The sequence below is a fragment of the Halomonas sp. LMYGS-3 genome (assembly GCF_059509875.1).
In genome coordinates this window covers 263,315-286,042 of record NZ_JCAKFQ010000001.1, presented here as the reverse complement: position 1 = coordinate 286,042, position 22,728 = coordinate 263,315, and the positions used below count along the sequence as shown (strand labels likewise).

21 protein-coding genes are annotated in these 22,728 nt (G+C 68.7%); 3 read left to right on the top strand and 18 right to left on the bottom strand.

Going from position 1 to position 22,728, the window contains the following annotated elements:
• Positions 1-25 precede the first annotated feature (25 nt).
• Entirely contained in the window at positions 26-973 is a 948-nt protein-coding gene (locus AC5W54_RS01375; RefSeq protein WP_495960274.1) for a glutathione S-transferase family protein, read from the bottom strand.
• A gap of 80 nt (positions 974-1,053) precedes the next feature.
• A complete protein-coding gene (locus tag AC5W54_RS01370) occupies positions 1,054-1,530 on the bottom strand; it encodes a DoxX family protein (protein ID WP_495960273.1) in 477 nt (158 codons plus the stop codon).
• A 167-nt stretch (positions 1,531-1,697) separates the two neighbouring features.
• On the opposite strand from AC5W54_RS01370, the gene AC5W54_RS01365 reads away from it, so the two are divergent.
• From AC5W54_RS01365 to AC5W54_RS01355, 3 genes are all read left to right on the top strand, one after another.
• Positions 1,698-2,621, top strand: a complete 924-nt coding sequence (locus AC5W54_RS01365; RefSeq protein ID WP_495960272.1) for a LysR family transcriptional regulator — start codon at positions 1,698-1,700, stop codon at positions 2,619-2,621.
• Between the two features lie 152 nt (positions 2,622-2,773).
• Entirely contained in the window at positions 2,774-4,000 is a 1,227-nt protein-coding gene (locus AC5W54_RS01360) for a multidrug effflux MFS transporter (RefSeq protein WP_495960271.1), read from the top strand.
• Between the two features lie 4 nt (positions 4,001-4,004).
• Entirely contained in the window at positions 4,005-5,192 is a 1,188-nt protein-coding gene (locus AC5W54_RS01355) for an MFS transporter (RefSeq protein ID WP_495960270.1), read from the top strand.
• A gap of 124 nt (positions 5,193-5,316) precedes the next feature.
• Here AC5W54_RS01355 and AC5W54_RS01350 read toward each other — a convergent pair whose 3' ends face one another.
• From AC5W54_RS01350 to AC5W54_RS01275, 16 genes are all read right to left on the bottom strand, one after another.
• Complete coding sequence (locus AC5W54_RS01350) at positions 5,317-6,531, bottom strand: DcaP family trimeric outer membrane transporter (RefSeq protein WP_495960269.1); 1,215 nt, start codon at positions 6,529-6,531, stop codon at positions 5,317-5,319.
• 148 nt (positions 6,532-6,679) lie between these two features.
• Positions 6,680-8,311, bottom strand: a complete 1,632-nt coding sequence (locus AC5W54_RS01345) for a thiamine pyrophosphate-binding protein (RefSeq protein ID WP_495960268.1) — start codon at positions 8,309-8,311, stop codon at positions 6,680-6,682.
• A 40-nt stretch (positions 8,312-8,351) separates the two neighbouring features.
• Positions 8,352-9,818, bottom strand: coding sequence for an aldehyde dehydrogenase (locus AC5W54_RS01340; protein WP_495960267.1), 1,467 nt, complete (start codon positions 9,816-9,818; stop codon positions 8,352-8,354).
• A 17-nt stretch (positions 9,819-9,835) separates the two neighbouring features.
• Positions 9,836-10,633, bottom strand: coding sequence for an aspartate dehydrogenase (locus AC5W54_RS01335; protein ID WP_495960266.1), 798 nt, complete (start codon positions 10,631-10,633; stop codon positions 9,836-9,838).
• A 20-nt stretch (positions 10,634-10,653) separates the two neighbouring features.
• Positions 10,654-11,448, bottom strand: coding sequence for an SDR family oxidoreductase (locus tag AC5W54_RS01330; RefSeq protein ID WP_495960265.1), 795 nt, complete (start codon positions 11,446-11,448; stop codon positions 10,654-10,656).
• A gap of 9 nt (positions 11,449-11,457) precedes the next feature.
• Positions 11,458-12,297 carry an alpha/beta fold hydrolase gene (locus AC5W54_RS01325; protein WP_495960264.1) on the bottom strand — a complete coding sequence of 280 codons (840 nt, stop codon included), beginning with the start codon at positions 12,295-12,297 and terminating at the stop codon, positions 11,458-11,460.
• A gap of 11 nt (positions 12,298-12,308) precedes the next feature.
• A complete protein-coding gene (locus tag AC5W54_RS01320; protein WP_495960263.1) occupies positions 12,309-12,830 on the bottom strand; it encodes a cupin domain-containing protein in 522 nt (173 codons plus the stop codon).
• Between the two features lie 242 nt (positions 12,831-13,072).
• Positions 13,073-13,990, bottom strand: coding sequence for a VOC family protein (locus tag AC5W54_RS01315; RefSeq protein ID WP_495960262.1), 918 nt, complete (start codon positions 13,988-13,990; stop codon positions 13,073-13,075).
• A gap of 98 nt (positions 13,991-14,088) precedes the next feature.
• Positions 14,089-14,889, bottom strand: a complete 801-nt coding sequence (locus AC5W54_RS01310; protein WP_495960261.1) for an IclR family transcriptional regulator — start codon at positions 14,887-14,889, stop codon at positions 14,089-14,091.
• 332 nt (positions 14,890-15,221) lie between these two features.
• A complete protein-coding gene (locus AC5W54_RS01305) occupies positions 15,222-16,790 on the bottom strand; it encodes a sulfatase family protein (RefSeq protein WP_495960260.1) in 1,569 nt (522 codons plus the stop codon).
• A 25-nt stretch (positions 16,791-16,815) separates the two neighbouring features.
• A complete protein-coding gene (locus AC5W54_RS01300) occupies positions 16,816-18,132 on the bottom strand; it encodes a TRAP transporter large permease (protein WP_495960259.1) in 1,317 nt (438 codons plus the stop codon).
• 24 nt (positions 18,133-18,156) lie between these two features.
• The gene (locus tag AC5W54_RS01295; RefSeq protein WP_495960258.1) at positions 18,157-18,669 is read right to left on the bottom strand and encodes a TRAP transporter small permease; all 513 of its coding nucleotides are present in this window, start codon (positions 18,667-18,669) and stop codon (positions 18,157-18,159) included.
• 139 nt (positions 18,670-18,808) lie between these two features.
• Positions 18,809-19,789: a TRAP transporter substrate-binding protein DctP gene (dctP, locus tag AC5W54_RS01290; protein WP_495960257.1), complete on the bottom strand. Its 981-nt coding sequence runs from the start codon at positions 19,787-19,789 to the stop codon at positions 18,809-18,811.
• Between the two features lie 51 nt (positions 19,790-19,840).
• Complete coding sequence (locus AC5W54_RS01285) at positions 19,841-20,971, bottom strand: FAD-dependent monooxygenase (RefSeq protein WP_495960256.1); 1,131 nt, start codon at positions 20,969-20,971, stop codon at positions 19,841-19,843.
• A 236-nt stretch (positions 20,972-21,207) separates the two neighbouring features.
• Entirely contained in the window at positions 21,208-21,438 is a 231-nt protein-coding gene (locus AC5W54_RS01280; RefSeq protein ID WP_495960255.1) for a DUF2798 domain-containing protein, read from the bottom strand.
• A gap of 81 nt (positions 21,439-21,519) precedes the next feature.
• Positions 21,520-22,728: an NAD(P)/FAD-dependent oxidoreductase gene (locus tag AC5W54_RS01275; RefSeq protein WP_495960254.1), complete on the bottom strand. Its 1,209-nt coding sequence runs from the start codon at positions 22,726-22,728 to the stop codon at positions 21,520-21,522.

Below are 22,728 nucleotides of genomic sequence, written 5' to 3'. Positions count from 1 at the left end.
ATGGTCGTGACGTGATCGGTGCTCATCAGATCGCGCCGGGCCCTGCCGGCACGATCCCGCCGGGATTCAGCGCCTTGATGGAATAATACCCCGCCTTGATATGGTCGAGGCGCACGGTATCGGCGATGCCGTCGAGGGCCAGAATCCTGTGCATGTAGGCGTGCAGGCCCGGCATGGCGCGCAGGGTGTTGCGGTTGCACTTGAACAAGCCGTGATAGGCGGCATCGAAGCGCACCAGGGTCACGAACAGGCGCAGATCGGTTTCCGTCAGGCGCTCGCCGAACAGATAGGGACGCCCATCGGCCAGGCGCGACTCCAGCTCGTCCAGCGCGGCGAAGACCTTGCCGTAGGCCTCCTCATAGGCCTGCTGGCTGGAGGCGAAGCCGGCCTGGTAGACGCCATTGTTCAGGTCCGTGTACAGATAGGCGTTCAGGGCCTCGATCTCGGCGGCCAGATCGTCCGGATAGAGGTCAGGCCCCTGGTCCAGGATGCCGGCGAAGGCGCCGTTCAGCATCCGCACGATATCGGCGGACTCATTGTTGACGATGGTCCCGGTCTGCTTGTCCCACAGTACCGGCACGGTGGCACGCCCGGAGATCAGCGGATCGGCGCGGGTGTACACCTCATGCAGGTAACGCGCGCCATTGAGCCTGTCCTCATCGGCGCCGGGGTAGCCGCCGAACTGCCAGCCCTGATCGGTCAACCGGGGGTCGACGACGGTGACGTCGATCACCTCCTCGAGCCCTTTCAGCGCCCGGACCATCAGCGTCCGTGACGCCCAGGGGCAGATGTAGGCGACATAGAGCCGATAACGCCCCTTCTCGGCCTTGAAGCCCCCCGTACCGGTGGGGCCCGGTGCTCCGTCCGGGGTGATCCAGTGGCGAAACGACGAGGTCTGGCGTATGAAGCGCCCCTGTTCATCTTGTGCTTGCACCGGTTGCCAATTCTCTTGCCAGACACCCTTGACCAACATGATCTTCTCCTGTGACGAGCCCCTTCCTCTCAGGGGGGAAGGGGCGGATGGACGATGACACTCGCGCTGCGATCAGCCTCTCACAGCCCGGTGACTGCGCGCCGCTGGGCACCCGCGAAGCGCTGCACCAGCAGGTTGTCCAGCGCGAAGCGTCCGCCGCCCTGAATGGCCAGGGCCAGGGTGGCGGCGAACAGGGTCAGGGCGTACTCGTAGCCGTTGTTGGACATGAACAGGCCATTGCCGATATGCACGGCGAAGATCGCCACCAGCATGGTGAAGGCCGACACCAAAGCCGCCGGCCGGGTCAGCAGGCCCAGCACCAGCGCCAGCCCGCCGAAGAACTCGGCGCCACCGGCCAGCAGCGCCATCAGGGTGCCCGGCGCCAGGCCGATGCTCGCCAGCCACTGCCCGGTGCCTTCCAGGCCGTAGCCACCGAACCAGCCGAACAGCTTCTGCGCGCCGTGGGCGGCGAGGATCAACCCCACCGGGACCCGCAGGACCAGGGCGGCCACACCGCCGCGGGATTGGAAGAGGGCCTGTGCGAATTGCGTGTTCATGATCGTCACCTCGAAACTTTCTCTGTGGTTGTGTCCCGGGGGCCTGCCCCCCGAGCGATGACGCCACTCTACTATCACCAAACAAACAGACTAAGAGGGTGATCATTGGATTATTAACAACAGAATGTTGATAATATGAGTCGACCTCCCCCCCCCTGGAGTGACCGATGGACCGTATCGATGCCATGCGCGCCTTCGTCACGGTGGTCAGCGAAGGCAGCTTTACCCGCGCCGCCGAGCGGCTGGAGACCTCCCCTCAGCTCGTCAGTAAATACGTCTCCCAGCTCGAGCAGCACCTGGGGGTGCGCCTGCTCAATCGCACCACCCGCAAGAGCCATCTGACCGAAGCCGGCGCTCGCTACCACCCGCGCGCCCAGCAGCTGCTCAACGACCTAGACGACATGGAGCACCAGCTTGGCGATCTGCAGACCCAGGCCCGGGGCCGGCTGCTGATCAGTGCCCCGGTCTCCTTCGCCATCCGCCACCTGGCCCCGTTGCTGAGCGACTTTCAGCGCGCCCATCCCGGCGTCGGCATCGACCTGCAGCTGAACGACCGCAAGGTGGATATCGTCGAAGAGGGCTTCGATATCGCCCTGCGCATCGGCCACCTGAAGAGCTCCTCGCTGATCGCCAAGCGGATCGTGCCGATCCGCCTGGTGATGTGCGCGTCCCCCGAGTATCTGGAACGGCACGGTACGCCCCGGTGCCCGGAAGACCTCAAGGCGCATCGCTATCTGCGTTACAGCTACATGGAGCAGGAGGCCGGGGATTCGATATTCCGCTGGTTGCCGGGGCGTGGCCAACACCGCCACGGCGATTTGGTCAGCAGCGATTTTGTCAGCAACAACGGCGATGTCCTGGTCGAAGCGGCCATCGCCGGCGCTGGCCTCGTCTTGCAGCCCACCTTCATTTCGGGTGCCGCGATCAAGGAAGGAAAACTGCAGGTCATCCTGGCGGAGCACGAGCCCGAGCCGATGGCACTCTATGCGGTGTACGCCCATCGCCAGTTGTTGGCGAGCAAGGTGCGCTGTTTTGTCGACTTCCTGAACGGCTATTTCGGCGATCCCCCCTACTGGGATCGCTTCGACTAGCGGCAGCAACCCGACGCGAACTGCGTTATCATAAGCAGGCTAACAAGGGTGGGCGCCGCCTCCCATCGGGAAGTCGCGTCCGCTGCTGGTTCCCTCGCCATTTCCTCACTGCAGGGCGCACCGAGCCTGGCCTGTGCCCAAGGAGAGCCGGGTTGCTGAGATTGACCTCCCCCGCCACCGTGGCGGTCCTGGCGGCCTTGACCGCCCTGGGCCCGCTGGCCACCGACATGTACCTGCCGGCCATGCCGGCCATGGCCGAGGCGCTGAACACCGGCCCCGACCGGGTCCAGCTGACCCTGAGCCTCTACATGGCCGGCTTCGCCCTCGCCCAGCTGTTCTGCGGCCCGCTCTCCGACCGCTTCGGCCGCAAGCCGGTGATGATCGCCGGCTTCGCCCTCTTCCTGGTGGCCAGCCTGCTGTGCGCCTTCGCCCCCAGCGTCGAGTGGCTGCTGGCCGGGCGCTTCCTGCAGGCCCTGGGCGGCGCCGCAGGCCCGGTGCTGGGGCGCGCCGCGGTGCGCGATATCTACGGCCCCCTGGAGGCCGGCCGGGTGCTCTCCTACATGGCCAGCACCATGGCCCTGGCCCCTGCCCTGGCGCCGGTGGTGGGCGCCGGCCTGCTGCTGTTCTTCGGCTGGGAGTCGATCTTCCTGCTGCTGGCCGCCTATGCGGTGGTGATGCTGGCGGTGCTGGCGTGGCTGATGCCGGAGCCGCTGCCCAAGGAGCGCCGCCAGTCCATCGCGCCGCGCGCGATACTTACCAGCTACCACCTGCTGCTCGGTCAGCGCGCCTTCGTCGGCTATACCCTGACCAACGCCGCCGCCTTCGCCGGGATGTTCGCCTTCCTCTCCGGCTCCTCCTTTGTGCTGATCGAGTTCATGGGCGTGGCGCCCGGCCTCTACGGGGCGCTCTTCGCGTTGATCGTCGGCGGCTTCTTCGCCGGCACCCTGCTCAGCGGGCGCTACAGCCGTCGCCTGGGCCACGACCGCCTGATCCATCTGGGCACCCGGATGTGTGCCCTGGGCGGCGGCACCATGGCGGCCCTGGCACTGCTCGGCGTCTTCTCGCCCTGGGCGGTGATCGCCCCCCATATGCTCTACATGGTGGGCTTCGGCATCGTCATGCCCCAGAGCATGGCCGGAGCCCTGGCGCCCAACCCGGAGCGCGCCGGCGCCGCCTCCTCGCTGTTCGGCTTCCTGCAGATGACCATCGCCGCGGTGGTCGGTGGCCTGGTCGGCCAGTTCCACGACGGCACCTCGCGCACCATGGCCATCGCCATCGGCCTCGGCGGCGTGCTGGCGCTGCTGGCCTATCGCGGGCTGGTCGCCTCCACCGAGCGCACGGCGGCGCTGGCCACCGAGACGCCGGAAGGGCAGGGGTGAGCCCATGAGCGCCTCGCCACGGGTGATCCCGCTGCTGGCCCTGGCCGGCTTCGCCAGCATGGCCTCGATGCGCGTCACCGACGCCATGCTGCCGGCGCTCTCGGCCGCCTTCCAGCGGCCGGTGGCCGACGTGGCCCAGAACATCACCGTCTTCGCCATCGCCTACGGGCTGATGCAGCTGGTCTACGGCCCCCTGGGCGACCGGCACGGCGCCCTGCGGGTGATCGGCCTGGCGAGCCTGGCCTGCGCGCTGGGCACCCTGGGCGCGGCACTCGCCGGCTCGCTGCCGACCCTGCTGCTGTTCCGGGTGCTCGGCGGCGCCACCGCCGCGGCGATCATCCCGCTCTCCATGGCCTGGGTGGGCGACAACGTGGCCTACGAGGAGCGCCAGGTCACCCTGGTGCACATGCTGTCGGGGGCGGTGCTGGGGCTGATCTGCGGCCAGGTGGCCGGCGGCCTGCTGGCCGACACCCTCGGCTGGCGGACGGCCTTCCTGCTGCTCACCGGCCTCTTCCTGGTGGCCGGTTCCCTGCTGCTGGCCGCCCTGCGGCGCCGGCCGGCGCTGGCCCCCCAGGGGCGAGGGGAGCCCGTGGCCTTCGGGGCGCGGCTGGCCGGCATCCTGGCGATTCCCCGTGCCCGGCGCATCCTGCTGCTGGTGTTCCTCGAGGGGCTGGCCGCCTTCGGCGCCCTGGCCTTCGCCGCCAGTCACCTCTACGAGCGCCTCGCCATCTCCCTGACGCTGGCCGGGTTGACGATCGCCCTGTTCGGTGTCGGCGGCCTGCTGTTCGCCGCTCTGGCGCGCCGCCTGGTCGGGCGCCTGGCCGGGGGCGGCGGCCTGCTGATGGGACTCGGCTTTCTCGGCCTGGCCCTGGCGCCGCAGCTCGGCCTGGCCATGCCCGCGGCCTTCGCCACGGGGCTCGGCTTCTACATGATGCACAGCACCCTGCAGACCAACGCCACCCAGATGGCTCCGGCCGCCCGTGGCACCGCCATGGCGGTGTTCGCCGGCTGCCTGTTCCTCGGCCAGTCGGTGGGGGTCGGGCTCGGCGGGCTGGTGCTGCGTCTGGCGGGCAGCGGCTGGATGCTCGCGGGTGCCGGAGTGTGGCTGCTCCTGCTGGGGCTCGCCTTCGCCCATCAGCTGCGGCAGTGGCGCCACGCCGAGCTCGAGTCTCCCGCGCCATCGTCGCCCTGAGGGTGCTCGGCACCCTCACCATAAAAAAGTGCCGATGGCGGGGCCATCGGCACGAACGGTAAGCGTCAAGGAAGATACCGGGGCGCGAGGCCTGGGCGAGCGGTGCCCGCACCCCGGGGGCGCGTCAGAAGTGGAACTGCACGCTGGCCTGGATGCGGTGGGCGTCGTCCGACTCGCCGTTGACCCGCTTGATATCGGAGTGCTGGTACTCGAGGCCGGTGGAGAGGCGCTGGTTGACGTCCCAGATCAGGTTGACGAAGGAGTATTGCACCCGGTCCATCCCGGCCTGGAAGCCGGCGATCTCCTCGGGCAGGTCCTGGCTGAAGCGCGAGGCCCCGATGGCGCTCGACCAGTCGGCGTTCCACTGGTGCTCCAGGGAGATCCCGTAGGCCTGGGCGTCGACGCTCTTCAGGGTACCGTCGGCGTCGATATAGGCGTCGGGGGTGCGGCCACCGGCCACGGGATCCGGCACATAGCTCAGGTAGCTGCCCAGGCCGCTGCCCAGGGTGGCATTGGCCTTGAAGGTGGTGGCGCTGCCCAGCGGCAGGGCGAGCTGGGCGGCCACGCCATACGCGGTGGTGCTCTCGTCGACGCCGCTGGTAGCCTCGTTGGTGGAGATCTCCTTGGCCAGGGCGGAGATACCGAAGTTGCGACCATACTGGTAACGGGCGGTCAGGGTCGGCAGGCGATTCTCGGTATCGACCCCGGCGCTGCCGATGGGCGACAGGGCAAAGGAGGGCTCCTCCAGGGAGACCGCGAAGGCGTTGGGGCCGCTGCGGTGGGTGTAGCGGACCTGGGAGGGGCGGCCGGTGGCATAGCCGATGGGACCGCCCAGCTTGAGGCTCCGCGGCGTGCCAAGGAAATGCATGAAGTTGGTCCAGCTCTGGCCCGCCAGGAAGCCACCGAATTCCCCGTAGGCGTGACGCAGGTTGAACTTGCCGTCGGGCAAGAAGTGGCCCTCCAGATAGGTGCTCACTGTGCCGTGATCGGTCCGCGTCTGGGTACGGAAGTTGAGCCGCGACTCCTTGGCGGTGAAGGTGGTGCGCCCATCGGTCCGGTTGGCAGGATTGAGCAGCGCCAGCGGGTCGGTGCTGTCCCCCTGGTCGACATCGAAGTCGTAGAAGGCATCCAGCTTCACATAGCCGCCGAAGGCCACGTCGGTATTGGTGCCGGGAATATTGAAGGTGGAGCGATGGTTCCAGGGCGCGCCGACGCGACTCGGCTCACCCGTAACGACCGGCTCTCCGGCGGGCACCACATCGAAGGCCTGGGATGTTGCGGCAATACCTGCCCCCGCCGGCAGCATGATGGCCAGCGTAATAACCCTGTTGTACTTCATTGGAAAGGTTCCTCTTGAACGCGAATGTCAGGTCTGTTGTTGTCGGTTCCACTGCGCGGTTGTCGTGGTGATCACCTCCTGGGTATCGATTTCAGGACAAGACTTCCCCTACCCCCGGCGAACCGGAGGTCGGGTCGTCAGGTGTGGCTCAGTAGAGGGTCTTCTGGGGCGGTCCGGAGAACTTGAGTTCGCCGACGCTGGGCATGTCCACCTCCACCAGCGCCGGGCCGGGATGGCCCACCGCCTCGGCCAGCACCGCGGCGAAGTCGTCGCCGTGGCAGACCTTCCAGCGCCTGATGCCCATGGCATCGGCCAGCCGCTGGAAATCGGGGGTGTGCAGTTCGTTGAAGTACTGGCGCCCCTCGAAATACTTCTCCTGGATGCCGCGCATCACCCCGTAGCCGCCGTCGTTCATCACGATCAGGGTCATGTCGAGCTGCTCCTGGGCCAGGGTGGCGAGCTCGCCCAGCCCCAGCGCCAGGCCGCCGTCGCCGACCAGGGTGACCACCTTGCGCTCGGGCCGGGCCACGGCGCAGCCGATGCCGTGGGCGAGGCCCAGGCCGATGGCCCCGGCCAGTGAGTGGATATTGGTGAGCGGGCGCTCGATGGGCAGCAATCGACTGCCCCAGGTGCTGCCGGAGACGGTGATGTCGCGCACGAAGATGCCGTCCTCGGGCAGGGCGGCGCGCACCGCATCGCTGAGCTTGGCGTATTCGCCCACCTGGGTGCGCAGGGCCCGCTCGGCGCTCGCCACCGCCTCGGCCACGGCGGCGTCGTAGGCGGGATCCGGGCGACGCCCCGCCAGGCGGTCGGCCAGGCGGCCCAGCACCTCGGCGCAGTCGCCGCACAGGAAGGCGTCGGCCCGGTAGTTGCGATGGGCGGCGGCGGGATCGATGTCGATCTGCACCAGCGGCCGCGGCAGCGCGACGGAGTAGGTCCGGGTCTCGTTGCTGCGCAGCCGGGAGCCGGCCACCACCATCAGGTCGCTCTCGGCGAACAGCGCCTCCACCGGGGCGGCGCTGTGGAAGGCGCGCAGGCTGCGCGGATGGCTGTCGGGCAGCACGCCCCGGGCATGGGTGCTGGAGACCACCGGGATGCCGGCGTCCGCCAGGCGCCTGACCGCCTCGCCGGCCGCCAGGGTGCCGCCGCCGATCCACAGCAGCGGGCGCTTGGCCGCCGCCAGGCGCGCGGCCAGGGCATCGATCTCGGCCTCGCTCACCGGGGCCGGGGTGGCCGGGGCCACCGAGGCGGTCTCCACCCAGGCGACCTGGGCGGCCTGGATGTCGATGGGGATCTCGATGCTCACCGGGCCCCGCGGCAGGGTCATCGCCTCGCGGATGGCGCGATGCAGCAGCGGCACCGCCTGCTCCGGGGTGCCGACCCGGTAGGCGGCCTTGGCGCTGGCCTTGAGGAAGGTCAGCTGGTCCTTGGTCTCGTGGATGAAGCCCGCGTCGCGGTCCAGGTAGGCCTTCTCCACCTGGCCGGTGATGTGCAGCAGGGGCGTGCCGGCGTTGAGGGCCTCGAGCATGGCACCGATGGCGTTGCCGGCACCGGCACCGGTGCTGGTCAGGGCCACGCCCAGGCTGCCCACCCGGGTGTGGGCGTCGGCCATGGTCACCGACCCGGCCTCGCCGCGGGCGGGCACGAAGCGGATCCTGTCGCGGCGGCCGATGGCATCGGCGATCGGCAGGTTGTGGATGGAGATGACGCCGTAGACGGCGGAGACCGCATAGGCTTCGAGGGTACGGGCGATCGCTTCGCCTACGGTGATGGTGCTCATGGTGAATTCCTGTCGTTGTGTGATCGGCGTGCGGAGCGGCTCAGTTCGACCAGCCCATGGGCTCGCTGCCCAGGCCCAGATAGAGGCTCTTCTGCTGCATGTAGGCCTGGATGCCCTGACGGCCCTTCTCGCGCCCCAGGCCGCTCTCCTTGAAGCCGCCGAAGGGGGTGGAGATGGCGAACTTCTTGTAGGTGTTGATCCACACCGTGCCGGCCTCCAGCCGCGCGGCCAGGCGCAGGGCGCGCCGGTAGTCGGCGGTCCAGATCCCCGCGGCCAGGCCGAAGACGTTGTCGTTGGCCAGCCCCACCAGCTCGTCCTCGTCGTCATAGGGCAGCGCCACCAGCACCGGGCCGAAGATCTCCTCCTGGCATACCGCGCTGTCGTGGGGCAGCCTCTCGATGAGGGTGGGCAGGTAGTAGCTGCCCCGGGCCAGCTCGGGAGCCTCCGGTGCGGCGCCGCCGCACAGCACCCGGCCACCCTCGGCGCGGGCCTGCTCCACGTAGGCGGCCACGCCGTCGCGATGGGCCTCGCTGATCAGCGGGCCCAGATGGGTGCCCGGGGTCTCGGGGTGACCGACGCGCAGGCCGCGGGTGATCTCCAGCAGGCGGCTCATCACCTCGTCGTAGCGGCGACGCGGCACGAACAGCCGCGAACCGGCGATGCAGGCCTGGCCCGCGGAGCTGAAGATGCCGTAGGCGATGCCCCGGGTGGCCTCCTCGAGGTCGGCATCCTCGCAGACGATGGTGGGCGACTTGCCGCCCAGCTCCAGCGAGGTGCCGATCAGCTTGTCGGCGGCGATATGGGCCAGGTGGCGGCCGGTGTTGGTGCCGCCGGTGAAGGAGATCTTGCGCACCCGGGGGTGGCGCACGATGGCCTCGCCGATCACCCGGCCGCGGCCCGGCAGCACGCTGAGCAGCCCCTTGGGCAGGCCCGCCTCCTCGAACAGCTCGGCGAGCTTCAGCGCCAGCAGTGGGGTGGCCTCGGCGGGCTTGAGCACCACGGCGTTGCCGCCGGCCAAGGCCGGGGCGATCTTCTGCATCTCGCTGGCGATGGGCGAGTTCCAGGGCGTGATGGCGGCGATCACGCCGAGCGGCTCGTAGGTGCTCAGGGTCATCAGCTCATTGCTGCGCTGGGTGGGCAGCTCGCCCTCCAGGGTCTCGCAGGCGGCGGCGAAGTAGCGGGCAGTGCCGGCGGCGCTGGCCACCAGGGCGCGGGTCTCGGCCAGGGGCTTGCCGTTGTCGCGGGTCTGCAGGGCAGCGAGTTCCTCGAGACGCGACTCGATCAGCTGGCTGACCCGGTAGAGGATGGTGGCCCGCTGGTGGGGCACCAGGTCGCGCCACTCGGGGCGGCGCCAGGCGGCGTCGGCGGCCGCGATGGCCTCCTCCACGTCCTCGAGGCTCGCGGCGTTGAGCCGGGCGGTCACCGAGCCGTCGGCGGGGAAGACCGAGGCCAGGGGGTCGCCGCGGCCGACTCGCCATTCGCCGGCGATGAAGATCGGTTGGGTCATGGTCGCGCTCCTTTCGCTCACACCGTCACCGGGTCCAGCACCTGGCGACAGGTGCGGACCACCGACAGGGCGGCGAGCATCGAGGTCTTGGGGTTGTGCTCCAGGGGCCGGCCGTTGAGCTCGATACGGAACTCGCCGAAGCGCCCCTGGACGTGAATGCGATGGGTGTTACGCGTGGCCGCCGGGTCGGCGGTGAGGCGCACGGTGGTAGCCTGCATGCCGATGCCGGCCAGGGCCACGGTGGCCGCCACGTTGGCGTTGGCCGGGAAGAGCCGTGCCGCCTCGCCGGCGGTGCCCTCGTAGAAGACCGTCGCCTCGGAGAGGGCGTCGAGGTCCACCAGTTGCTCGGCGTGGCTGCCCTTCCAGCTGCGCGGCGCCTTGCAGGCCTCGTAGGTGACGCTCTCGAGCCCCCCCTCGCGGGCGGCGGCCAGGCCGTCCATGCCGGCCACGGCGCCGGAGAGCACCAGCATGCGCCCGCCGCCGGCCTCGGCGGCCTGGCGCAGGCGGCCGTAGAGCCCCTCGTCGGCCAGGGCGCCGGTGGCCACGATGGCCAGGGTCAGGCCGCGGGCGAGCACCGCCTCACCGTGCTCGGCGAGCCCCGGCTGGCCGGCGCACTCCACCACCAGGTCGGGACGCCCCTCGCACTGGGCGATCGCGGTCAGCACCTCGATCCCGGCGCCCAGCCGCTCGCGGGTAGGGGCCACCTGGGCGTCGGGCACCACCACCCAGGCCAGTTCCAGGCCCGCCGGCAGCAGGCGGTGCACTTCCTGGGCCATGGCCCCGTAGCCGATGATCATCAAGCGTTTGGTCGTCATTGCGGGGGCGTCCTCGCGGGTCAGAGGTGGTGGTTGAAGCCGCCGGACACGTCCAGGGCGGCGCCGGTGGTGAAGGAGGCCAGCGGCGAGGCCAGGAACACCAGCGCGCGGGCCGGCTCCTCGGGGCGCCCCAGGCGCTTCATGGGAATGCCGCGCTTGGCGGCGATGCCGGCGATCCACGCCTCCCAGCCCAGCGACTGGTCGTCGAGGGCCTCGAAGCGCCGCCGCCACTGGCCCGACTCCACCATGCCGAGCAGGATGGAATTGACCCGGATGCCCTCGTCGACCAGCTCATGGGCCAGCGAGTGGGTCAGGTTGAGCAGCGCCGCCCGGGCCGCCGAGGTGGCGATCATGTGGGGCTCCGGCTGCAGCGCCAGCAGGGAGTTGACGCAGGTCAGCGAGCCGATGTCGGAGGCGGCGAGCTGGCCCCGGAAGGCGTTCAGCGGGTTGATCACCCCGAACAGCTTGAGGTTGGCCTCGGCGAGCCAGGCCTCCCGGGGGGTGTCGTCGTAGTGGGCCACGTAGCCCTGGCCGGCGTTGGCGATCAGCATGTCGGCGCCACCGAAGCGCTCGGCCACCGCGGCGGCGAAATCGGCACAGGAAGCCTCGTCGAGCACGTCGCAGGCCATCGCCAGCAACTCGGCGTCGGGAAACGCCTCGCGCAGGGTGGTCTCGGCCGCCGCGAGGCGCTCGGCATTGCGACCGCAGAAGGCCACCCGGGCCCCCTCCGCCAGCAGCAGGCGCACGGTCTCCAGGCCGATGCCGGAGGAGCCGCCGGTGACCACGGCGACGCGTCGTTCGATCAGAAAGCTCATGGGGATCTCCTAGGGGGTCTCGGGAGCGTCGGCCGCGCCGAGCAGCGGGCGGGCGAAGTCGTCCAGGGCCCGGGCGAAGGCCGCCGGGGCGTCGATGTAGCTGGCATGGCCGGCCCGCGGAATGTCCCGGTAGAGCACCGCCAGGCGGCGGGCCAGAGCCCGGGCGTCCTCGGGCGGGGTGATGCGATCCTCGTCGCCGCACACCACCAGGGTCGGCACCACCGGCGTCGCCGGCAGGTAGCGCGCCAGGGTGTCATTGCCGAGCATCCAGCTCGCCTGGGCGAAGCCTTCGACATGCAGCCTGTGCATCTCCGCCTCGACCCGGGTGATCTCCGCCGGATCGGCGCCCTCGCGCAGCAGCCGTGGCGCCCGGGCTCGGGCATAGGCGCCATGGCCCTGCTCCTTCAGTTGGGTCCAGCGGCTGCGGTAGACCTCGTCACGCTTGGCCTCATCGGCATCGCCGTAGCCCTGGGCCGGGTCCGCCAGCACCACCCCGGCCACTCGTCCCGGGTACGCCGCCAGGTAGGCGCCGGCCATCATGGCGCCCAGGGAGTGGCCCACCAGCACGCACCGCTCGACGCCGAGCCCGGCGAGCCAGGCCTCCAGGCGCGCGGCATAGTCGGCGGCCGTGGGCGCCTGATTCGCCAGGGGCCGACTGTCGCCGTAGCCCGGGGCATCCCAGGCCAGCAGGCGGTAGCCGGGCAGCCGCTCGGCGAGCTTCGCCCAGGAGCCGGCGCTGGAGCTGATGCCATGCAGCAGCACCAGGGTCGGGGTCTTGTCTGGCAACCTCTGGCCCCCTTCCCGATAGCACTGCACACCGCCATCCAGCTTCAGACGTTTGGCATCCACGGCCGACCTCCTCAGTTGCGCTTGACCTTGGAAAGCGGGTGATCCTCCGGATAGGTGGGGATCTGTGGCTTGGGCGTGCCCAGCATCACGCACATCAACGCCTCTTCCTCGCCGTGGTTGAACAAGCCGCGGTAGATGCGCGGCGGGATGGAAATGACGTCGCGCTCCTCGAGCACGGTCTCCATAGTGTCGTCGCCATCCTTGAGGAACAGAGTGATGGTGCCCTTGAGCACGAAGAACACCTCTTCCACATCGTCGTGCACGTGCAGCGGGCCTTCGCACTTGGCCGGCAGCACCATGGTGGAGAAGGTGAAGTTCTCGGCGGGGATGGTATTGGCGTCATCCGCAACGCCGGTGGCGCCGGTGCCGATATAGCGCATCTGGGCACGGCGATACTTGGGATCGTAATCGGCCTGAAACTTCAGGGCGTTCCAGTCGTACTTGCGGCCCTTGAAGCGCGCGATCCGGGTCTGCATCCACTCTTCGAAAGTGGCGCCTTCGGGTTTTTTCCAGGTTTCCAGCATCTCTGACATCGTCGTTTCCTCTCTACTTAGGTCACTTCGCTTTCGGTGCCAAGACAACTCATTTGCATGAATCGAGACAAAGCGATCCCCTGGACGCCAACTAGGGCATCGCAGTCCGGACTTTTCCATCGGTATCGATTCCGTCTATTACGGTCTCGTTATTTCGGGAAGTGGTCGCTGTTATCTCGGGTGATTGATGTTCCTTGTTGACTCTTGCTCGGTTCGTCAGGCGTCAATCATCGACACTCGGGTCAGGCTTCGGCCTTCTTCTGCCGGCGGGTCTCGGCGTCGATACCGCCCTCCACGGCCCACTCGGTGAAAGACTCCAGGGAGTGCTGCATCTCGCGGGGCTGCCAGGCCTCGGTGAGGTAGTCCTCGTTGGTGTAGTACTCGAAGGCACCACCCAGGGGACTGTTGACGTACCAGAAGTAGGCCGAGGAGATCGGATGGCGTCCCGGGCCCAGGAAGGTGCTCCACTGCTTGCGGTTCATGGCCAGGCCGCCGCCGATCACCTCGTGGATGTCGCGCACGGTGAAGGCCACGTGGTTGAGGCCGGCGCCGCGGTGGGGCAGCTTGAGCAGGAAGAGGTTGTGGTGGCCGCCGCGCGCCTGCATGCGCAGGAAGACGGCCCGGTCGGTGTAGCGGTCGGAGATGGCGAAGCCCAGCCTGTCGCGATAGAAGGCCTCTGTGGCCTCGAGATCATCGACGAAGAACACCGCATGGCCGATGCCCACGGGGGTGGCCCGCTCGTAGACCGGGCTCGGCTGGTCAACGCGGCGCATGTCGCCGTACTGGTTGATCGGGGTGACCTCGAGCTCCACCTCGCGCAATGTGCTGACGCGGACGGCCACGGTCATGCCGTTGGGGTCGCGACACTCGAGGGTGTCGCCCCGATCCACGAAGCCCGGCTGGTCGGCCAGACGCGCCTTCAGTTCGGCCAGGGCGGTCGCGTCGGCCGCCCCCCAGGTCATGCGCCGCAGGGTCGAGCCGGACTCGAAGGCCGGCGGAAGCCGAGGGTCGTCCACCGGCGCCAGGCTCAGGCGCGCACCATTGAGGGTTTCAAAGGTCGTCTCGTCCACCGGGGAGAGCCCGAAATCGGCCACGAACCGCTTGCCGACCTCCAGGTCCTCCACGCCGAACTCCAACGCTTCGATGCCAACGATGCTCATGCTCTTACTCCTGCGTCGCTCGACGCGGTTGTCGTCTGTGTGGCCCGCGCCTGGGCGTCGGGCGTTTGCTGGCCGACCGGGCCGGCTCCATGCCTGGGCTAGGTGCCCCGGCGCTCGGCGACGCTGCGGTAGCCGAGCAGCCCGGAGATCGTCGCCGCGGCCTCTTCCACCGGGCTGCGCAGCCGCTCGCGCTCCTCGGCGGGAATCTCGTGTACCGGCACCATGATGCTGACCACCGCCTCGACCTCGCCATCGGCATTGAAGACGGGGTAGACGATGGAGGAGATGCCGAGCTGGAAGAAGGACTCGGCGATCACGTAGCCGCGCTGGCGATCCTCCTGGATCAGCTCCCACAGCGCCTCCCGGCTGGCCGGGGCCCCCGGCTGGGCATCGGGCAGCGTCTCGTCGGGATAGAGCGCCTCGAACTCCGCCCGGCTCAGGCCGGTCAGCAGCATCCGCCCCAACGAGGTGCGGTGCACCGGTAACCGGGTACCCACGCTGACCCGGCGGATGGTGGCATTGGCGGCACTGACCCGCGCCACGTAGATGACGTCCCGACCATCGCGGATGGCGATATGGCTCGAGCAGCCGGTGGCGTCGCGCAGCGATTCGATCACCGGCTGGCCCACCTGCACCACGTCCAGGGAGGCGACGTACTCGAAGCCGAGCCGCAGGACATTGACCCCCAGGGAGTAGAGCCCGGTGGTCGGATGGCGGCGCAGGAAGCCCATGTACTCCAGGGTCTGGATCGCTCGATAGGCAGTCGCCTTGGGAATGTCCACCCGCTTGGCGATCTCGGCGAAGCTCATCTCGCGATGGTTGCGGCTCAGCTCCATCAGGATCGTCAGGCCACGCTCCAGGCCGGGGATCAGGTATTTGCGCGCGTCTTTGTCACTCATAAGGCGTCCTCTCCGGTGATGGCCGTTCCAGGCACCAGCATACCCTTGCCCTGGGGTCCGCGGCAGATGATGCCGTCGCCGGTGTCCTGGTGTGCGACTCGCGTCCCGAGGCATCCCTGGCCGTGGTGGAGGGCCGCTGAGGTTTCTCTTCTCATCGTTTCAAATATTAAAACTTATTTCTTATTTGATACGATCAAGATAGGGGGTCACAAGACCCTTGTCAAGACCGAATCCGCCTTTCGAAATGATATTTAACCCACTGTTTTTCATGAATAATCTCCGATGCCACCGAGGCCTCGGCGACACCAGCGAGCACACGGGGACGCTCTGGCTCAGGCCCGGGCGGTGGCGATCAGGCTGCGGTCGCGCAAGGCCACCAGCCGATGGCTGAGCCGCTGCTGCAGCTCGAGGCGCACCTCGCGGCAGGCTGGGTCGTCCCAGCGGTTGTCAAGCTCATGGGGATCGGCCTCCAGGTCGTAGAGCTCGCCGCCCTCGCGGCCCTCGAAGAGGCTCAACCGCCAGCGCTCGGTGACCAGGCTGAGGATGCTCGAGCGGGCCTCGCTGTCGCGGAACACCTGGATACCCGGATCCTCCACCAGCACGTCCGCCGCCGGTTCGCGGCCGAACAGGTCCTGCCCGTGCATGCCCACCGGCACCTGGAAGCCGGCGCGCTGCAGCAGGGTCGGCGCCAGGTCGATGGCGCTGCCCAGCCGCGATGACAGCCGTCCTCCCCCCGGTGCCCGGGGGTCGTGCCAGAGCAGCGGCACCCGCAGCACGCTCTGGAAGTGCAGGCCCATCTTGAGCACGCAGCCGTGATCGCCCATGTAGTCGCCGTGATCGGAGGTGAAGGCGACCACGGTATCGTCCGCCAGGCCCTGTGCCGCGAGAGTGGCCAGGACCTCGCCCACGGCGTCGTCCACCATGCTGATACTGCCGTAGTTCAGGGCAATGATCTCCCGCGCCTGGCGCTCGCTGACCGCGAAGGGCCAGTGGCTGTCGGGATCCTCGGCGCCCCAGCGGTAGGCCTCCAGGGCGACCGCGGGAGGGCCGCGGATCGCCTCCACCGGGTGGTGGAAGGAGGCCGGCAACTCAACGTCGTCGGGGTCGTAGAGCGACCAGTAGCGCCCCGGCGGGGTGAAGGGGTGATGCGGGTCGGGAAAGGAGACCACCAGCACGAAGGGCGTCGCGGTGTCCTGCCCGGCCAGGAAGTCGCAGGCCTGCTCCTTCACGTAGGTGGTCGGATAGAGCGCCTCGGGCACCGCCGTGCGCCAGCACTGGGGCGCGGTGACGGCCGACGGCAGGGCGTTGGCGGGCCCGCGCAGCGAGGCCGGGTCGGGATGACGCTCGCGCAGCCAGGCGGTGTAGTGGCCGTCCACCAGGTCGCCATGACCGATGCACAGCCGGGCATGCTCGAAACCGTAGTAGGGCGTGGGCAGGTCGAGGCCGGGCTGCTCGGCCCAGCGGCGGCGCACCTCCCAGCCGTAGTCGGGCCCGTCGCGCTGGCGGCGGCGGGACAGGCTCGCGCCGGCCGGGGGCGCCTCCCCCTCGCCGCCGAGGGCCCGCGGCGGCGCCGGGATATCGGTGACATTCTGGAAATGCGCCTTGCCGATATAGCCGGTGCGGTAGCCGGCCTGGCGCAGTACCTCGGCGAAGGTGAGGCTGTCGAGCCCCAGGGGAATGCCGTTCTGGCGCACCCCGTTGACCGAGGGCATCTGGCCGGTGACCAGCGCCGCCCGGTTGGGCTGGCAGATCGGCGTGGCCACGTGGAAGCGCGTGAAGCGCACCCCGCGCGCGGCCAGGCCGTCGAGATGGGGTGTCTTCACCGTCGGGTTGCCATAGCAGCCGAGGTGGTCGGCGCGCTGCTGGTCGGTGATGAAGATCACGAAGTTGGGACGTCGCATGTTCTCGGGCCTCCTTCACCGGCGCTCAGCCGAACATCCAGCCGACCGGCACGGTGACGATCTGCGGGAAGGCGAAGATGATGCCGATGGCCAGGAAGTCGCAGATCAGGAAGGGGATGGCGGCCTTGTAGATGCTGCCCATGGTGGTGCCCTGGGGCGCCACCGCCTTCATCACGAACAGCGCCGCGCCCAGAGGGGGCGAGGTGGAGCCGGTCTCGATGGCCAGCAGGAAGAGCACCGCGAACCAGATGGTGTCGAAGCCCAACTGATCCACCACCGGCACGAAGATCGGCAGGGTGATCAGCATGATCGGCAACGGCCCCATGAACATCCCGAGCAGCACCACGGTGAACACCATGGCCAGCACGATCATGTGGTCGTTGACCGGCAGCCCCAGCACCGCGTCCATCATGCCGAAGGTGGTGCCGGTGAAGGCCAGCAGCTGGCTGAACGCCACGGCGCCGGCGACGATCAGCAGCACCATCACCGAGATGTTGGCGCTCTCGAACATCGAGCGGGAGAAGTTATCCACCGTCAGCCGCCCCTTGAACAGCGCCAGCAGGATGGTCGCCACCGCCCCGGAGGCCGCCGCCTCGGTGGGCGTGGCGAGCCCCAGGAAGATCACCCCCACCACGGCGAAGACAATGAAGCCGATGGGCAGGATATTGCGGATGCCCGCCGTGACCTTGGTCTTGAGCGGCGTGGACGGCACGTCGAAGGAGGGCGCCACGTCGGGCTGCAGGACGCAGCGGCCCCAGATGTAGAGGGCGTAGAGCACCGCCATCAGCAGGCCCGGCAGGATGATGGCAATCAGCAGCCGGCCGATGGAGAGCTCGGCCACCACGCCGAGCACCACCGCCAGGGCACTGGGCGGAATCATGATGGCCAGCCCCGCGGAACCGATGATGGGCCCCAGCGACATGGGCTTCTTGTAGCCGCGGCGCTCCATCTCCGGGGTCAGGCTGGAGCCCAGCAGGGCGATGGAGCCCATGCTGTTGCCGGTGAGGGTGGAGAAGAGCACGCCGCCGCCCACCGCCATGAAGGCCAGCCGTCCCCGAAGTTTCCCGAACCACTTGTCCAGGGTGTCCATCAGGTCGTTGGCGATGCCGGAGCGGAACATCACCTCGCCCATGATCATGAACATGGCGATGGGCACCAGGGTGAAGCTGGTCAGGGCATCGGTGGTGTTGATCACCAGCTGTTCGATGCCCGAGGTACCGCCGAGAAAGAGGAAGGCGCCCACCAGGTTGACCGCCAGGAACGAGAAGGCCACCGGCAGCCCCAGCATCATCAACACCAGCAGGGCACCGAGAATGAGCGATAGCGTCAGCCACCAATCCATAACATACCTCCAGGGGGACCCGGGTCAGCGCTTCAGGGAAGCCACGGCCTGGGCGACGAACTGAATGGCGAGCAGGAACATGCCCAGCGGAAAGACCCAGGTGAGCAGGTAGCTGCGCGGCGCCAGCACGGTGGTCTCGCGGCTGCCGAACTGGTACTGGTCGATGGTCACCGCCAGGCCGTACCAGGCGGCATAGAGGCAGACGGCGGCACCGAACAGCGCCACCGCGAAGGCCAGCGGGGCCTTCCAGCGCGGCCGCAGGTGCTCGGTGACGATATCGATGGCCACGTGCCGGTTCTTCTCCAGCAGATAGGGCGCCCCCAGGAAGGTCATGTAGAGCAACGCATAGCCGCTGAGCTCGACCACCCAGACCAGCGACTTGCCGAAGAAGAAACGCGACAGGATCTCGGCGAAGACGGCGCCGGTGGCGGCGAGCAGCACCACCGCGCTGAATGCCGCCAGCAGCAGGTTCAGGCGGCTCACGCCCTGCATCAAGAGTGCCGGGAGAGAGGTGCCGCGGGAGTGTGGTTGTCGCATGTCGAACCACCTGAGAGGAGTGGGGCGCGCCGGGCGCGGCGAGCCTCGGGAGTCTGACGATTGCATGATGCGCTACCCGGAAGAGGAAGTTCGGCGCGCCCGCCCGGCTCGGGCGAGGCGCGCGGCCATCGGCGGCGGATCAGTCGACCAGCATGCCGCGCAGCTCGGCGGTCAGGTCGTCATCCTCGATCTGGCTTGCCATATGCTCCCAGGCGGCGTCGATGGCGGTCTGCAGGTACTGGTCGGCCTCCTCGCCGTTGAGGGCGATCTCCTGGAAGCCGGCGGCCTGCACCTCGGCATTGCCGGCGGCGATGACGTCACCCCAGCTCTGGTCGAGCTCGGGCCCCAGGGTGTCGCGCACGTACGCCTGCAGCTCCTCGCGCAGTTCCTCGGGAAGACGACCCCAGGCCCGCTGGCTGACCAGGACGCTGAAACCGGCGCGATAGAAGGGCGGGGTGATGTAGTAGTTGACCACGTCCTCGTACTGCTCCGCCCAGCCCAGGTTGCCCTGCATGAAGCCGTCGATGGCGCCGCGCTCCATAGCGGTGTAGATCTCGCCGATGGGCAGCACCACGCCATTGGCCTCCAGCGCCTCGATGAACGGCAGGCCGGTGGGAAAGACCCGGATGCGCTTGCCCTTGAGGTCATCGAGGTCCGCCACGGCGTCCTTGAAGAAGAGGTAGAACTTGACGTCGGTGGCGGGGATCTCGCCCAGATAGACCAGGCCACGCTCGGCGTGGATCTCGCTCATGCGATCGTAGTAGCCGCTCGCGAGGATCTCCTCGTAGTTCTTGAACGACAGGTTGGAGGTGGTGGAGGACGGCACCAGCCCGGAGTAGTAGCTGGGGCTGAGCAGTGCCATGTCGATGGCGTTGTTGCGCACCGCGTCGGCCAGGCGGAACGGCGGCAGCACCTCGGGCCCACCGCGCCAGTTGAGCGACAGGCGTCCCTCGAACTCCTCGTTGACCGCCTCGATGAACTTCTCGAAGCCGGCGGAGACCGCGGCGGTCTTGGGGGTGAAGGTCACCACGTTGAGGTTCACCTCATCGGCGGCGGCGGTGAAGGAGAGACCGGCCAGCGACAGGCCGACGGCGAGTTTCGTCAGGATGGAGGTTTTCATGGCTTATCTAGCTCTTGTGGTTGTGAAGTTCTGGTCGGGATCCAGGGAACATCAGCCCAGGGCCACGCCCCAGGCATCGTAGCCGTAGACCCAGTCGGCATTGCCTTCGCCCTTCAGCCAGTCGTTGGCGCGGGAGCCGCGCTGCACCTTGGCGGTGCGCTCCTGGCGGGCATTCTCGTAGCGAGCCAGGGCCGCCGGGATCCGGTCATGATCGGCGTCGGCCAGACAGCGCGACAGCACCACGGCATCCTCGATGGCCATGCAGGCCCCCTGGGCCATGAAGGGCACCATGGGGTGGGCGGCATCACCGAGGATGGTCACCTGCCCCTGCGACCACTGGGTCATGGGCTCGCGCACGTAGAGGGCCGACTTGGTGACGCTGTCGCAGGCGGCCAGCAGGGCGCGCACGTCGGGATGAAACGCCTGGTAGACCTCGCGCAGCTCCTCGACGTCGCCGGGCAGGGTCCAGGACTCCTCGCGCCAGCCCTCCTGGGGCGTGGTGGCGAAGATGAACACCTCCTCGCCGCGGGTCAGCGGGAAGACCACCACCTGGCTGTCGGCGGTAGCCCCCCACCACTTGGTGAAGGCGTCGAGGTTCTCCACCTCCGGTACCGCCGAGCGCGGCACCACCGCCCGGTAGGAGACCAGGCCGGTGAACTCGGGGTGGTCGTCGCCGAACAGCGAACGGCGCACCGCGGAGTGGATGCCATCGGCACCGATCACCACATCGACGCTCTCCTGGCTACCGTCCTCGAAATGGATGACGGGGCGCTCCCCCTCGGCTTCGACACGAGCCACCTTGCTGCCCAGGCGGATCGCCGCTTCCGGCAGCTTCGCCTCCAGGGCCTTGAGCAGGTCGCCGCGGTGGATGGTCAGCTGAGGGGCGCCATACTTCTCTTCGGCGGCATCGCTCATGGGCAGCCTGGAGGTGATCTCGCCGCTGTCCCAGGTCCGGCTCAGGCGATGGGTGGGTCGCGCGGCGGTACGGCGCAGCGCCTCGCCGACGCCCAGGCGGTCCAGGGCACGCACCGCGTTGGGAGTGAGATTCACGTCGGCGCCGATGCGCAGGAACTGCCTGGCCTGCTCGAAGACGATCGCCTCGTGGCCGGCCTCACGCAAGGCGATGGCCGCACAGAGGCCGCCCACACCACCACCACAGATACCAATCTTGAGTCTTGTCATACCCCACCCGTCTCTCGGCTCGTGCTGTTGTTTTAACATATGAAACAGAGTTTATTATTTGATAGCCAGACTGTAGGTCGAGCGCCGGGCTTTGTCAAACCCCTCGAAAGTCGAAAAGTGCGACGCCCCCGAAAGCCGCATGGCAGTCCTCCCGCAGGCGCGTGCCATCACGACCGCAGGCCCGGCAGGCAGCCATGGCCGAGGGAAACGCCGGGAAAGCGACGAAGCGGCGGGATTCAGGAAGCCCGGATCAGCTTGGCCGCCAGGCGCAGCACCAGCGGTCGCCCCACCGTGATCAGGGCGAAGGCGATCGGCCAAGAGATCAGGAAGGCGCGCGCCCAGCGCCACGGGAAGCCGGCATCCAGGCCGGTGTTCACCAGGGTGATGGCCAGGGTCATCAGGCCGGCCATATAGGTGGTCATCAACACCGAGACCACCAGGGGGGCATAGCGTGGAGGAAAGAGCATGGAGGACTCCGAAACGGACTCGCGGGCCCCACCACGGCAGCGCCGGGGCCCGGCCGGAATGACCGCGGCGGGCGCGATGCCTCAGCGCAGCGACATCAGGTTGAAGTCGGGGTCGGCCAGTTGCGCCGCGTCCAGCACCCGCTCGGCGGCGATCCAGCGCTTGCCCAGCTTGATGGCCCGGGGCTGGTCGAAGGCCACCATCTGCACCAGGCGCCGAGCATCGTCCAGGTAGAAGAACACCGGGCCCTGGGCTTCCCGGCGCACCACGCAGTGGAGCTCGCCGCTCGGCACGCCGAGGATCTGGATATTGACCCCGTGCTGGTCGGACCAGAGCCAGGCGGGCTCGTCGTAGTGGGCCTCCAGGCCCAGCATCGTCTCGGCCACCACCCGCGCCTGATTCTGGGCATAGGCCCAGGACTGCAGGCAGAGCCCCAGTTGGGGATGCTGAGCCACGTCGCCGGCGGCGAAGACATGGGGGTCGGAGGTGCGCCCGCCGGCGTCCACCACGATGCCCTGCTCGATGGCCAGGCCGGCGTCCCGGGCCAGTTCCAGATTGAACTCGACCCCGGTACCGACCACCACCAGGTCGACGGGCTCGTGGGACTCGCCATCGACGGTGATCGACACCCGGCCGTCGACCTCCTCGCTCAGCCGGATATCCTGGCGGTTCAGCTCCAGGCCCACGCCGTTGCGCTCGTGGAGCTCGCGGATGGCCTCGGCCACCTCCGGCCCCACGCTGCGGCCGCACAGTGCCGGGGCGCGCTCGAAGACCGCCACCTCGAGGCCCAGCTTGCGGGCGCTGGAGGCCACCTCGAGGCCGATCCAGCCCCCACCGATGATGCCGATGCGACGGCTCTTCTCGAGCTGTTCCTTGAGCCGAGAGGCATCGTCCCAGGTCCGCAGAGTCATGACATTGCTGATCGCCGCCCACTCGGGCACCGGCATGCGGGGTCGGCTGCCGGTGGCGATCAGCAGGCGATCGTAGGGCAGGCGCTGGCCATCGTCGAGCACCACCTCCCGGGCCTGGCGGTCGATGGCGGTGGCCCGCTTGGGCCGTTGCCAGTCGAGCGCCAGGGCGGCGAGGCTCGCCTCGGGGAAGAGTCGCGGCAGCGGCTCGCCCGCGGTAACCACCCCCTTGGAGAGCGGCGGGCGCTCGTAGAAGTCGTGGGGCTCATCGGCCACCACGGTGAGACGGCCGGTATAACCCTCGCCGCGCAGCGCCTTGCAGGCGTAGCCGCCGGCCTGGCCGCCGCCGATCACCACGATGCGGGAAATCTCTTCGCTGGACAT

Coding starts and splice junctions, on each gene's coding strand:
- AC5W54_RS01340 (WP_495960267.1), bottom strand. CDS start 9,818: ATGACCCAACCGATCTTCATCGCCGGCGAATGGCGAGTCGGCCGCGGC.
- AC5W54_RS01310 (WP_495960261.1), bottom strand. CDS start 14,889: ATGAGTGACAAAGACGCGCGCAAATACCTGATCCCCGGCCTGGAGCGT.
- AC5W54_RS01320 (WP_495960263.1), bottom strand. CDS start 12,830: ATGTCAGAGATGCTGGAAACCTGGAAAAAACCCGAAGGCGCCACTTTC.
- AC5W54_RS01355 (WP_495960270.1), top strand. CDS start 4,005: ATGAGCGCCTCGCCACGGGTGATCCCGCTGCTGGCCCTGGCCGGCTTC.
- AC5W54_RS01335 (WP_495960266.1), bottom strand. CDS start 10,633: ATGACGACCAAACGCTTGATGATCATCGGCTACGGGGCCATGGCCCAG.
- AC5W54_RS01280 (WP_495960255.1), bottom strand. CDS start 21,438: ATGCTCTTTCCTCCACGCTATGCCCCCCTGGTGGTCTCGGTGTTGATG.
- AC5W54_RS01375 (WP_495960274.1), bottom strand. CDS start 973: ATGTTGGTCAAGGGTGTCTGGCAAGAGAATTGGCAACCGGTGCAAGCA.
- dctP (WP_495960257.1), bottom strand. CDS start 19,789: ATGAAAACCTCCATCCTGACGAAACTCGCCGTCGGCCTGTCGCTGGCC.
- AC5W54_RS01275 (WP_495960254.1), bottom strand. CDS start 22,728: ATGTCCAGCGAAGAGATTTCCCGCATCGTGGTGATCGGCGGCGGCCAG.
- AC5W54_RS01365 (WP_495960272.1), top strand. CDS start 1,698: ATGGACCGTATCGATGCCATGCGCGCCTTCGTCACGGTGGTCAGCGAA.
- AC5W54_RS01330 (WP_495960265.1), bottom strand. CDS start 11,448: ATGAGCTTTCTGATCGAACGACGCGTCGCCGTGGTCACCGGCGGCTCC.
- AC5W54_RS01345 (WP_495960268.1), bottom strand. CDS start 8,311: ATGAGCACCATCACCGTAGGCGAAGCGATCGCCCGTACCCTCGAAGCC.
- AC5W54_RS01305 (WP_495960260.1), bottom strand. CDS start 16,790: ATGCGACGTCCCAACTTCGTGATCTTCATCACCGACCAGCAGCGCGCC.
- AC5W54_RS01295 (WP_495960258.1), bottom strand. CDS start 18,669: ATGCGACAACCACACTCCCGCGGCACCTCTCTCCCGGCACTCTTGATG.
- AC5W54_RS01300 (WP_495960259.1), bottom strand. CDS start 18,132: ATGGATTGGTGGCTGACGCTATCGCTCATTCTCGGTGCCCTGCTGGTG.
- AC5W54_RS01285 (WP_495960256.1), bottom strand. CDS start 20,971: ATGACAAGACTCAAGATTGGTATCTGTGGTGGTGGTGTGGGCGGCCTC.
- AC5W54_RS01370 (WP_495960273.1), bottom strand. CDS start 1,530: ATGAACACGCAATTCGCACAGGCCCTCTTCCAATCCCGCGGCGGTGTG.
- AC5W54_RS01350 (WP_495960269.1), bottom strand. CDS start 6,531: ATGAAGTACAACAGGGTTATTACGCTGGCCATCATGCTGCCGGCGGGG.
- AC5W54_RS01315 (WP_495960262.1), bottom strand. CDS start 13,990: ATGAGCATCGTTGGCATCGAAGCGTTGGAGTTCGGCGTGGAGGACCTG.